This is a genomic window from Oryzihumus sp. (genome assembly GCF_036391795.1).
Lineage (GTDB): Bacteria > Actinomycetota > Actinomycetes > Actinomycetales > Dermatophilaceae > Oryzihumus.
In genome coordinates this window covers 19,954-31,484 of the sequence record NZ_DASVZH010000004.1, presented here as the reverse complement: position 1 = coordinate 31,484, position 11,531 = coordinate 19,954, and the positions used below count along the sequence as shown (strand labels likewise).

Annotated in this window: 12 protein-coding genes; 7 read left to right on the top strand and 5 right to left on the bottom strand. The window is 73.2% G+C overall.

Annotated elements, in window-relative coordinates; translation table 11 throughout:
• Both VF825_RS00310 and VF825_RS00305 read left to right on the top strand, forming a co-directional pair.
• Positions 1-346 (top strand): vitamin B12 dependent-methionine synthase activation domain-containing protein (locus VF825_RS00310; protein ID WP_331108908.1); only part of this gene is annotated, 346 nt, incomplete at its 5' end.
• Positions 343-1,014: an HAD family hydrolase gene (locus VF825_RS00305; RefSeq protein ID WP_331108906.1), complete on the top strand. Its 672-nt coding sequence runs from the start codon at positions 343-345 to the stop codon at positions 1,012-1,014. The genes VF825_RS00310 and VF825_RS00305, both read left to right, overlap by 4 nt.
• A gap of 311 nt (positions 1,015-1,325) precedes the next feature.
• On the opposite strand, the gene VF825_RS00300 is transcribed toward VF825_RS00305, so the two are convergent.
• Together VF825_RS00300 and VF825_RS00295 are read right to left on the bottom strand one after the other, a co-directional pair.
• A complete protein-coding gene (locus VF825_RS00300; RefSeq protein ID WP_331108904.1) occupies positions 1,326-2,243 on the bottom strand; it encodes a site-specific integrase in 918 nt (305 codons plus the stop codon).
• Between the two features lie 152 nt (positions 2,244-2,395).
• A complete protein-coding gene (locus VF825_RS00295; RefSeq protein ID WP_331108902.1) occupies positions 2,396-3,241 on the bottom strand; it encodes a RecB family exonuclease in 846 nt (281 codons plus the stop codon).
• Between the two features lie 128 nt (positions 3,242-3,369).
• Between VF825_RS00295 and VF825_RS00290 the strand changes: the two genes are divergently transcribed.
• The 3 genes from VF825_RS00290 (at position 3,370) to arc (ending at position 7,407) form a co-directional block, all read left to right on the top strand.
• A complete protein-coding gene (locus tag VF825_RS00290) occupies positions 3,370-4,536 on the top strand; it encodes a site-2 protease family protein (RefSeq protein ID WP_331108900.1) in 1,167 nt (388 codons plus the stop codon).
• A gap of 11 nt (positions 4,537-4,547) precedes the next feature.
• The gene (locus tag VF825_RS00285; RefSeq protein ID WP_331108898.1) at positions 4,548-5,549 is read left to right on the top strand and encodes a tRNA (adenine-N1)-methyltransferase; all 1,002 of its coding nucleotides are present in this window, start codon (positions 4,548-4,550) and stop codon (positions 5,547-5,549) included.
• Between the two features lie 73 nt (positions 5,550-5,622).
• On the top strand, positions 5,623-7,407 hold the full coding sequence (gene arc, locus VF825_RS00280; RefSeq protein WP_414695725.1) for a proteasome ATPase: 1,785 nt from the start codon (positions 5,623-5,625) through the stop codon (positions 7,405-7,407).
• Here arc and VF825_RS00275 read toward each other — a convergent pair.
• Genes VF825_RS00275 through VF825_RS00265 form a run of 3 tightly spaced genes read right to left on the bottom strand, consistent with a single transcriptional unit; the run spans position 7,404 to position 8,834 of the window.
• On the bottom strand, positions 7,404-7,934 hold the full coding sequence (locus VF825_RS00275) for an N-acetyltransferase family protein (RefSeq protein WP_331108896.1): 531 nt from the start codon (positions 7,932-7,934) through the stop codon (positions 7,404-7,406). The two genes, arc and VF825_RS00275, sit on opposite strands and share 4 nt — an antisense overlap.
• Complete coding sequence (locus tag VF825_RS00270) at positions 7,927-8,313, bottom strand: DUF3054 domain-containing protein (RefSeq protein ID WP_331108894.1); 387 nt, start codon at positions 8,311-8,313, stop codon at positions 7,927-7,929. The genes VF825_RS00275 and VF825_RS00270 overlap by 8 nt, the downstream gene beginning before the upstream one ends.
• Entirely contained in the window at positions 8,310-8,834 is a 525-nt protein-coding gene (locus tag VF825_RS00265; RefSeq protein WP_331108892.1) for an NUDIX hydrolase, read from the bottom strand. Before VF825_RS00265 ends, VF825_RS00270 begins: the two co-directional genes overlap by 4 nt.
• Before the next feature lie 102 nt (positions 8,835-8,936).
• Here VF825_RS00265 and VF825_RS00260 point away from each other — a divergent pair, with 102 nt between their 5' ends.
• The gene (locus VF825_RS00260; RefSeq protein WP_331108890.1) at positions 8,937-10,955 is read left to right on the top strand and encodes an MFS transporter; all 2,019 of its coding nucleotides are present in this window, start codon (positions 8,937-8,939) and stop codon (positions 10,953-10,955) included.
• A complete protein-coding gene (locus tag VF825_RS00255; RefSeq protein WP_331108888.1) occupies positions 10,952-11,506 on the top strand; it encodes a TetR/AcrR family transcriptional regulator in 555 nt (184 codons plus the stop codon). The genes VF825_RS00260 and VF825_RS00255 overlap by 4 nt, the downstream gene beginning before the upstream one ends.
• Positions 11,507-11,531 lie beyond the last annotated feature (25 nt).

Sequence of the window (11,531 nt, the reverse complement as noted above, 5' to 3'; positions counted from 1 at the left end):
CTCCCGCAACGCCTATCGCGACTACCTCGAGCTGCACGGCCTGTCGGTGCAGCTGACCGAGGCGCTGGCGGAGATGTGGCACGCACGAGTGCGCGAGGAGCTCGGCTTCGGGACCGAGGACGACCCGGACCTCGGGGGCATCCTGCGCCAGGCCTACCGTGGGTCGCGCTACTCCTTCGGCTACCCGGCCTGCCCGGACCTCGAGGACCGGGCCGTGCTCGTCGAGCTGCTCGACCCCTCGCGGATCGGGGTGAGCCTGTCCGAGGAGCTGCAGCTGCACCCCGAGCAGTCCACCGACGCGCTCGTCGTCCACCACCCGGAAGCCAAGTACTTCAACGCGACATGAGTCAGCCCGCCGCTTCGCCCCACCTGCCCGCCGCCGTCCTGTGGGACATGGACGGCACCCTCGTCGACACCGAGCCCTACTGGATCGCCGAGGAGCACGCGCTCGTCGAGGCCCACGGCGGGGTGTGGACCGACGAACACGCCCACCAGCTCGTCGGCAACGACCTGATGGTGTCCGCGGAGTACATCCGCGCGCACTCGCCGATCTCGTTGTCGCCGTTGGAGATCATCGAGAAGCTCCTCGCCGGCGTCGTGCGCCGCGTCAAGGAGCACGTGCCCTGGCGCCCGGGGGCGCACGAGCTGCTGCACGGCCTCGTCGAGCACGGGGTGCCGTGTGCCCTCGTGACGATGTCGTGGCGGTCCCTGGCCGACGTGTTCGTCGCGTCGCTGCCGGCGGGGACGTTCTCGGCCGTGGTCACCGGCGACGAGGTGGCACACGGCAAGCCCCACCCCGAGCCCTACCTCGCGGCGGCCCGGGCGCTCGGCGTCGAGCTCACCCAGAGCATCGCCATCGAGGACTCGCCGACCGGTGTCGCCTCGGCCGTGGCCGCCGGGGTGCGCACCATCGCCGTGCCGCACGTCGTGCCGGTGCCGATCCACCGCGGCGCGGTGCAGCTGCCGAGCCTGCGGGGCCTCACTCCGCCGGACCTCAACCGCCTCTTCCTCTAGGGGCCGCGCGCGCCGGGGCAGAGGGGCTGACCGGCGCACCCGTCCGACTGCAGGCGGGGCAGTCGTGGCCCTGTGCCGCGGCGGGTTTCGAGGGTGGCGGCGGGCGGCACCAGACCGTCGACCCGCCACGCGTGGGCCGGCCCGGGATCTGACACGGCACCCCTCGGTCCGCACGCGGGGTTGGGCGACCAGTTCCGGGTCTGACGCGCCGTACGGCCGAGATAACGGGCCCCAAGCAGGGCGCAACCCGCATCCGCAGCAGGGGAGGGGGCCAGTCGCCGACACCAGCGCTGCGAGGGGAGGGACTCCGCTCACTCGGTGGGGAGGGGTATGCCGCGCCGCAGCTGCTCGAGCCGCGACGGCAGGGGCTGCCAGTCGGGCGTGCCCGCGAAGTCCACGTTGAGCTCGTCGACGGCGCGCGCGTACGCCCGGCGCAGCCCGCGACTCTGCAGCGGCATCCCGGCCGGCCGGGGCACGGAGCGGCCGGCGGCGCTCTCCACGTGGTTGCCGCGGACGGACACCCACAGCGCCGCCATGGTGCCCTCGAGGCGGCCGACGATCAGCTCTCGCTCCTCCAGCCAGCGGCGCAGGGCCACCCGGGTCCCGGCGGACAGGACCACCTGGTCCAGCGCCGGCTCGTTGACGCGCAGGGCCTGAGGTCGCCGGTGGAACCGCACCGAGGACAGGTCGGGGGCCAGGTCGTCCACGCGCATCGCGCAGAGCTCGCCGGCCCGGGCGCCGGTGTCCAGGACCACACCCACCATGGCGAGCAGGCGCACCCGGCCGGGGGTGGTGCGCGGGTCCCGGGTGAGCGCGTCCAGGTGCGCCCACACGCGCTGCTGCTGCCGTTCGGGCACGGGGTCCTTCAGGACCGGGGGCACGGGGCGGGCCAGGTCCGGCGGGGCGACGCCCAGCTCGGCCGCCAGCAGAGCCAGGCAGTCCAGGCGGACACGCTCGGAGGCGGGGGAGGGGGTGGTCCGGCGGTAGGGCGCCACCCTCAGCGCGCCGTCGCGGGCCAACGTGAGGTAGCGCTGCAGGGCCGTCGCGGAGAACAGCGACCGGATGTCCTGGGGGAGGTCGCCGAAGTCCTCGTGATCGAGGGCACGGCGCAGCTCGCCGACGACCCATCGCACCTGGCGGGAGCGGGAGGGGCTGGTTGCTCCGCGGGTGGAGATCTGCTCGGCGGCGGCATCAAGGCGGGCGACCACCCGGTCGACGGAAGAGGCCATGTGCGCATGCTATCCAGATAACGGGCCCGAGGCGAGTTCAACTCGCCGGGAGACAACCACCGCCACCAACAACGGCCCGGACGGGCGGGGCCCGGCGGCCGGATGGGTGCAGGTGCCCTGCCCACGCCCCCGTCAGCGGGCCCGTGCGCCGCTCACTCCTCGGTGGGGCTGACCGCCGCGGAAGCGCGCGGGTCGAGCGCAAGCACCGTCGCGCCCTCGGGCAGCGGCGGGGGAGTACCACCCCAGGCGGGGCAGAGCTGCCGGTGCTCGCACCAGTCGCACAGCCGTGACTTGTTGGGCCGCCAGTCGCCGGTGGACGCCGCCCGCTCGATGGCCTGCCACAGCGCCTTGAGCTTGCGCTCGGTGGCGAGCAGGTCAGTCTCGTCGGGGGCGTAGCGCACGATCTCGGAGTTGCCGAGGTAGACCAGCTGCAGCAGTCGCGGCACCTCGCCCCGCAGCCGCCACAGGACCAGCGCGTAGAACTTCATCTGGAACAGCGCCTTGGCCTCGAACAGCTCGGAGGGGGACCGTCCCGTCTTGTAGTCGACGACCCGGACCTCCCCGGTCGGCGCGACGTCGAGCCGGTCGACGTAGCCGCGCAGGGTGAGCCCGTCGAGCTCGGTCTCGACGTACAGCTCGCGCTCGGCCGGCTCCAGCCGCGTCGGGTCCTCCAGGGTGAACCAGCGCTCGATGAGCGCCACCGACTCCTGGAACCACGCCGTCAGCGCCTCGGGCGAGGACCCGTCCACCAGCGAGGCCAGGTCGGGCTCGGCCTCGACGAGCGCCTCCCACTGCGGGGCCACCAGGCCCGCGGCGGCCGCCAGGGTCCGCTCGGGGGCGGGCAGGTCGAAGAGCCGCTCCAGCACCGAGTGGACCAGCGTGCCGCGCGCCGCGGCCGCGCTCGGCGGCTCGGGCAGCTTGTCGATGACCCGGAAGCGGTAGAGCAACGGGCACTGCATGAAGTCCGAGGCGCGGCTCGGGGACAACGCGGCAACCATGCGGTGCACTGTAGGGCGCGCGGCCGACAGCCCCGCGCCAACCCGGCGGTGGCGCAGGCATCTCAGCTCACGGGCGAGCCACAGCCATCCCTCATCGCGGCGGGCACCCGCTGACGTAGGGTCGCTGCATGACGACCGACGGCGCCGCGCCAGCCCAGCGCGCCCCCGGCCTGCGCATCGCGACCCTCGCCGGCATCCCCGTCTACATCGGCCGCACCTGGCCGATCATCGCGGTCCTCATCCTCGTGCTCTACGGCCCGTCCCTGCAGGCGTCCCGGCCCGACCTGGGCTCGGGCGCCTACCTCGTCGCCGCGGCCTACGCCCTCCTGCTCCTGGTGTCCGTGCTGGCCCACGAGGCCGCCCACGCCGTCGTCGCCCGGGCCTTCGGCTACCGCGTCAGCCGGGTCGTGGCCGACCTGTGGGGTGGCCACACGGCCTACGAGTCGGCGGGCAAGACCCCCGGGGCCAGCGCGCTGGTCGCCGTCGTCGGCCCGGCCACCAACGGGGTGCTGGCCGTCATCGCCTGGGAGCTGAGCCACCTCGTCACCGGCGGCGGGATCGCCCACATCCTGCTCGGGGCGACCGCCTGGACCAACGCCTTCGTCGCCCTGTTCAACGTGCTGCCCGGGCTGCCCCTCGACGGCGGGTTCATCGTCGACGCCCTGGTCTGGAAGGTCACCGGACGACGCGAGGCCGGTCTGACGGCCGCGGGCTGGAGTGGGCGGGTGGTCGCGGTGCTCAGCGTCGTCTTCTTCCTCACGGTCCTGCCGGTCATGCAGAACCGGCAGACAGACCTGTTCGACCTGGTGTGGGGCGGCATGATCGGGGCCTTCCTGTGGGCCGGCGCGACGCAGGCGGTGCGCACCGGACGCACCCGTGGCCGCCTCAACGGCGTCACCGTCGACGCCGTATGGCGCCGGGTCACCACCCTGCCGCTGTCCGCCACCGCGCAGGACGCCTACGCCGTGCGCACCAGCGAGCTCGGGGGCGCCGCGGTGGTGGTGGTCGACCCCTCCGGCGCCGAGCTCGGGCTGGTCGACGACGACGCGCTGCGCGGCATACCGGAGCCGTTGCGGCCGAGCACCCCTGTCTCCGCGGTGATGCGGGCCCAGCCACGCGGCTGGGTCACCCTGGCCTCGCCCTCCGAGCCGGTCACGGCGATCGCCGAGACGATGCAGCAGCTCGGGGTCGACGCGGTGCCGGTGCGCGTGTCCCCGGGGGCGCCTCTGGCGGGCATCGTCCTGGCCGGTGACCTCGAGGACGCCCTGTCACGACGGCCTCCGGGGCGCACCTAGACTTGCCCGCCATGAGCACCTCGCCTGACACCCTTGACGAAAGCCCCACCGGGGCGCACACCCGCCGAGGGGCGTTCGGTGAGGGGGAGCGGGTGCAGCTGACCGACCCCAAGGGCCGCCTGCACACCATCACCCTCGGGGCCGGCAAGGAGTTCCACACCCACCGCGGCCGGCTGGCCCACGACGACCTCATCGGCGCGCCGGACGGGTCGGTCGTGAAGAACACCGCCGGGGTGGAGTACCTCGCGCTGCGCCCGCTGCTGTCGGACTACGTGCTGTCCATGCCGCGCGGCGCGGCCGTGGTCTACCCGAAGGACGCCGGCCAGATCGTGGCCATGGCCGACATCTTCCCCGGCGCCCGCGTCGTGGAGGCGGGCGTGGGCTCCGGCGCGCTGAGCATGTCGCTGCTGCGGGCCGTGGGCGACCAGGGCTCGCTGCACTCCTTCGAGCGGCGCGAAGACTTCGCCGACATCGCCCGCGGCAACGTGGAGGCGTTCTTCGGCGGCCCGCACCCCGCCTGGACCCTGTCCGTCGGCGACCTCGTCGAGACCCTCCCCGGCGCGGTCGAGCCCGGGACCGTGGACCGCGTCGTCCTCGACATGCTCGCCCCGTGGGAGTGCCTGGGTGTCGTCGCCGACGCCCTCGCCCCCGGCGGCGTCCTCATCTGCTACGTCGCCACCGCCACCCAGCTCTCCCGCGTGGCCGAGGCGGCGCGCGACCACGGCGGGTTCACCGAGCCCCAGGCGTGGGAGTCCCTGGTCCGCGGCTGGCACCTGGAGGGCCTCGCGGTCCGCCCCGAGCACCGGATGCACGGCCACACCGGCTTCCTCATCACCACCCGCCGGCTGGCCCCCGGGGTGACCCCGCCGCTGCGCAAGCGCCGCCCGGCCAAGGGCGCCTACGGCGAGGCCGCCACGGAGCAGTGGGAGCCGGAGGACCTCGGCGAGCGGCCACTGTCGGAGAAGAAGATCCGCCGCGTTCGCCGTTCTGTGACTGAGACGTCCGAGACGTAGGCCCGCAAGCGGGCTAGGGTCGTCCTATCGGTCGCGGCAGCGACCGGGAGTCGCCCGCGAGGAGGTTCCGACGATGTCCGACAACTCGCCGCAGCACGACGCCCGTCAGCCCCACGAGGCTGCCGGGGACGACGAGCGCCTCGAGCGGGAAGAGGTCGAGCGCCAGCAGTCGCTGCTCAACGACGAGGTGACGGCGCTGCGCCGCCGACTGGCCGAGTCGCCCACCCGGACCCGCGACCTCGAGAACCGCATCCTGCAGCTGCAGTCCTCGCTGGCCACCGTGTCCTCCCAGAACGAGCGCTTGGTCAAGACGCTCAAGGAGGCCCGGGAGCAGATCGTGACGCTCAAGGGCGAGGTCGACCGGCTCGCGCAGCCCCCGTCGGCCTACGGGCTGATCGTGGAGTCCTACGACGACGCCACCGTCGACATCCTCACCGGCGGGCGCAAGATGCGCGTCGCGGTGTCGCCGGCGGTCGACCCGGCCGAGCTGTCCGCCGGCCGCGAGGTCATGCTCAACGAGGCCCTGAACGTCGTGGCCACCTGTGGCTTCGAGCGGGTCGGCGAGGTCGTCATGATCAAGGAGCTGCTCGGCGACGACCGGATCCTCGTGGTGGCCCACGCCGACGAGGAGCGCGTCGTGCGCATGGCCGAGAGCCTGGAGGGCGAGCCCATCCGCGTCGGCGACGCGCTCATGCTCGACACCCGCTCCGGCTTCGTCTACGAGCGCATCCCCAAGGCCGAGGTCGAGGACCTGGTCCTGGAGGAGGTCCCCGACATCGACTACGAGGACATCGGTGGCCTGGCCGGGCAGATCGAGCAGATCCGCGACGCGGTGGAGCTGCCCTACCTGCACCCCGACCTGTTCAAGGAGCACGAGCTCAAGCCGCCCAAGGGCGTCCTGCTCTACGGCCCGCCCGGCTGCGGCAAGACGCTGATCGCCAAGGCGGTCGCCGCGTCCCTGGCCAAGAAGGTCGCCGAGCGCACCGGCCGGACCGAGACCAAGAGCTTCTTCCTCAACATCAAGGGCCCGGAGCTGCTCAACAAGTACGTCGGCGAGACCGAGCGGCACATCCGGCTGATCTTCCAGCGGGCCCGCGAGAAGGCCTCCGGCGGGACCCCGGTCGTGGTGTTCTTCGACGAGATGGACAGCCTGTTCCGCACCCGCGGCTCCGGCGTCTCCTCCGACGTCGAGACCACGATCGTGCCGCAGCTGCTCTCCGAGATCGACGGCGTGGAGCGCCTGGAGAACGTCATCGTCATCGGCGCCTCGAACCGCGAGGACATGATCGACCCGGCGATCCTGCGCCCCGGACGGCTCGACGTGAAGATCAAGATCGAGCGGCCCGACGCCGAGAGCGCCCGCGACATCTTCAGCAAGTACCTCACCGCCACGCTGCCGCTGCACGAGCACGACCTGGCCGAGCACGACGGGTCCCCGCAGCGCACGGTGGAGGCCATGATCGACTCGGCGGTGCAGCGGATGTACTCCGAGATCGACGAGAACCGCTTCCTGGAGGTCACCTACGCCAACGGTGACAAGGAGGTCCTCTACTTCAAGGACTTCAACTCCGGCGCCATGATCCAGAACATCGTGGACCGGGCCAAGAAGATGGCGATCAAGGACTTCCTCACCAGCGGCGCCAAGGGCATCCGGGTCGAGCACCTGCTGGCCTCGTGCGTCGACGAGTTCAAGGAGAACGAGGACCTGCCCAACACCACCAACCCCGACGACTGGGCGCGGATCTCGGGCAAGAAGGGCGAGCGGATCGTCTACATCCGCACGCTCATCACCGGCAAGGACGGCACCGAGCCGGGCCGGTCGATCGACACCGTCGCCAACACCGGCCAGTACCTCTAGTCCGGCCCCGGCCCCTCAGCACCCGGTGGCTCCAGCAGCAGCTGGTACCACCGGGTGCTGACGTAGGCGCCGAACTTGTGCCCGACCTCCTCCAGCACGCCGACCTCCCGGAAGCCCAGGCGGCGGTGCAGCGCGTCGCTGGCCGGGTTGGGCTGGGCGACCACGGCGACCGCCAGGTGCACGCCGGAGGCCCGCAGCAGGTCCAGCAGCCGCGTGTACAGCGCGGTGCCCAGCCCGCGGCCGACGGCCCGGGGGTCGAGGTAGACCGAGGTCTCCCGGGTGCGGTCGTAGGCGGGCCGTGGCCGGAACGAGGAGGAGTAGGCGTAGCCGATCACGGTCCCGTCGGCGTCCTCGGCCACGATCACGTGGTCGCCGGGGTGGGCACTGTCCAGCTTGGCCTGCCAGTAGGCCGGCTCGGGGTCGGCCACGTCGAAGGTCGCCACGGAGCCGCGCACCGCATGGCCGTAGATCGCGGCGATCGCCGGCACGTCGCCCGCGAGCGCCGCGCGGATGGTGGGGTCAGGCACGCCCCGGTCCCTCCCACCGGTTGAGCCATCCCGCGAGCGCCCGCCACCCGAGCAGGAACGCCCCGAGGACGACGGTGGCGACGACCACGAACGAGGCGGCGATGCCGCGTCCGGTCATGTCCCGCAGGTACATCCCCACGGCGACGGCGGACAGCCACACCGGTATGCCGTGCCGCACCGTGCCGGGGACGGCACCGAAGGTGGTGATCGAGATGAGCCAGCCGACCGCGATACCGGCGAGGAAGGGCCATGCGGTGACCAGGACCCCGGCCAGGGCAGACGACTCCTCGTGGCTGCGCCGGCCGATGGCGGCGAAGGCGAGCACGAAGAGGGTGTCGATCGCCAGCAGGGCGAGGGCCTTCGCGGTCAGGGACTTCACTGCTGTCCCGCCAGAGCGTCGAGGTAGGCCGCGATCCCGGCGCGGCCGTCAGGGACGAACGGCCACGTCGGGTCGCCCAGGCGCTCCAGGAGCTCCTGCCAGGGCATCCACCCGCCGTCGGCGACCTCCTCCGGCTGGTGGACCACCGGGCCGTCCCAGGTGACCTCGTAGCCGAAGGCCAGGTAGTGGGTGTGCTCGTCGTGGTACCAGCGGCGGAACCGGGGGACCAGCTCGACCCCGGTGATCCCCAGCTCCTCGGCCAGCTCGCGCCGGGTCGCGTCCTCGGGGTCCTCGCCGGCGCCGACGCACCCCCCGGCGAACGCGTCGTGCATCCCGGGGTAGACGTCCTTGGTGTCGGTGCGCCGGTGGACGTAGACGGCACCGTCGGTGCGGCGGACGATCACGGCGGTGGCGGCATGCGGGAGGTTCTGGGCGCGGACCTGCCAGCGTGGGGCGGCCCCGGTGACCCGGCCGGTGGCGTCGCCCGGGTCGTAGAGGGCGAGGAGCTCGTCGGCGGCCATGACGCGACCCTAACAAGGGCCGTGCGGGGATTTGGGGGCGCGTGGTGAACGGTGGTTCACTGCTGGTGAACGCTCGTTCACCAAGCCCTGTGAAGGACCCCGGTGTCTGCCCACGCCTCCTCCCGCCGTGTCGCCCCCACCCCGCTCGTCGTCGCCGTGCTCAGTCTGTGCGGCACGATCGTCGCGCTCCAGCAGACCCTCGTGGTGCCGCTGCTGCCGGAGTTCCCCAAGCTGCTGCACACCACCACCGAGGACGCCTCCTGGCTGGTGACGGCGACCCTGCTCACCAGCGCGGTGGCCACGCCGATCGTCTCCCGGCTGGCCGACATGGCCGGCAAGCGCCTGATGATGATCATCTGCCTGGTGGTGATGATCGCCGGCTCGGTCGTCGGCGCCCTCGGCACCTCCCTGGGCGCGGTGGTCACCGGCCGCGCGCTGCAGGGCTTCGCCGCCGCGCTCATCCCGGTGGGCATCAGCATCATGCGCGACGAGCTGCCCCGCGAGCGGGTCGGCTCCGCAGTCGCCCTCATGAGCGCCACCCTGGGCATCGGCGCCGCGATCGGGCTGCCCCTGTCCGGCTTCATCAGCGAGCACGCCGACTGGCACGCCCTGTTCTGGGTGGCCGCCGGCATGGGTGCGCTCATGCTCGTCGCGGTGCCGCTGGTCATCCCCGAGTCGCCGGTGCGCACCCGCGGCCGGTTCGACGTCGGTGGCGCGATCCTCCTCTCGACGGCGCTGACCTCGCTGCTGCTGGCCATCTCCAAGGGCGGTCACTGGGGCTGGACCAGCGAGCGGACCCTGGTGCTGTTCGTGGCGGCCGCGGTCCTGCTGGCCGTGTGGCTGCCCGTGGAGCTGCGGGTGGCCCAGCCGCTGGTGGACGTGCGCACCTCCGCCCGCCCGGCTGTCCTGCTGACCAACCTCGCCTCGGTGCTGCTGGGCTTCGCCATGTTCGGCAACATGCTCACGACCACCCAGCTGCTGCAGATGCCCAAGGCCACCGGCTACGGCTTCGGCCTGTCGGTCATCGACGCCGGGCTGGGCATGCTGCCGGCCGGCCTGGCCATGGTCCTGCTCGCCCCGGTCTCGGCCGCGATCACCCGCCGGTTCGGTGCCAGGACCACCCTCATCACCGGTGCGCTGATCATGGCCGGCGCCTATGTCGGCCGGGTGTTCCTCGTCGGCCAGCTGTGGCAGGTCATCGTCGGTGCCGCCCTGGTCTCGATGGGCACGGCCGTCTCCTACGCGGCGATGCCGACCCTCATCATGCGCGCGGTGCCGATCACCGAGACCGCCTCGGCCAACGGGCTGAACACCCTGCTGCGGGCCATCGGCACCTCGACGGCCAGCGCCACGGTCGCCGCCGTGCTGACGGGCACCGTGATCCGGCTGGGACCGGTGGCCGTGCCCGCGCTGGACGCGTTCAAGCACATCTTCTGGCTGGCCGCGATCGCCAGCCTGGCCTCGGCCGCGGTCGCCCTGGCGCTGCCGCGGTCCCGGGCCGCGGCTCCCGCCCCGGCGTTGGCTCCCGGGACCGGCGAGGCCGTGACCCCGGCACCGGAGACCCGGGTGCACGACGAGGTCAAGGGCCCCGGGCGGGAGCACGAGATCGTCGTCCGCGGCGTGGTGCACGCCGGGTCGGGCCGGCCCATCCGCGGCGCGGTCGTCTCGGTGCTGCGCATCGACGGCGAGCCCGTGGACTGGTCCCGCGTCGACAGCACCGGCGCCTACCAGGTGGCGCTGCCCGGTCCCGGCCGCTACCTCGTGGTCACCGCCGCCGACGGCTGGTCACCGCGATCGGACGTGCTCGACCTCGGCGAGGGCACGACCCACCAGCACCTCGTGCTCACCGAGCGGCTGTCCCTGACCGGTCAGGTCCGGGGGGCCCAGGGCTCCGCCGAGGGCGCCCTGGTCACCCTCACCAAGCCGTCGGGGGAGTCCGTGACGTGCACCCGTGCCGATGCCGAGGGCCGCTACGCGCTGCCGCTGCCCGGCGCCGGCCGCTATGTCCTGACGGTCGTCGACGCCGCGCAGGACCGGGCCACGTCCACCCTGGTGACCGTCACCGGGCACTCCGAGACGGTCGACGTCGACCTGCCGGCCCCGACCCGGGTCCTGGCGTGAGCGAGGCCCGCACCCGCGAGGTCGTCATCACCGCCGCCCGGCGCCTGTTCGCCGAGCGCGGCTTCCGGTCGGTGACCATCCGCGACGTCGCCGCGGAGGCCGGGCTGTCCCCGGCCATGGTGATGAAGGTCGTCGGCAGCAAGGAGCAGCTCTTCCTCGAGGCCGCCTCGTTCGACCCCGAGCCGTGGCCGGACGACCTGCCCCTGGCAGACCTCGGCCGGGAGCTGGTGCGCCGGGTCGTGCAGCGCCGGGCCGAGCTGGCCTCCGAGCCGTGGGTCCGCGCCGTCGTCCTCGCCCTGCCGGCCCCGGACCGCGAGGAGGTCAGGACCCGGTTCGTCCGTGCCTACGTCACGCCCGTTGCCGACGCCCTCGGGGGCGGCCCGGAGGCGCAGACCCGGGCCGAGCTGGTCGCCTGCGCCCTGGTCGGCCTGGCCAGCGGCACCCGCATCTACGGCTTCGCCCCGGACGACCGGGCCGAGAGCGCCCCGGCCCTCGAGCTGTATGCCGGGCTGGTCAAGTCGCTGCTGGTGGCGCCCCTGCCGGGGCGCTGACCCCGCCCGAGGTCACCCGCCCGGG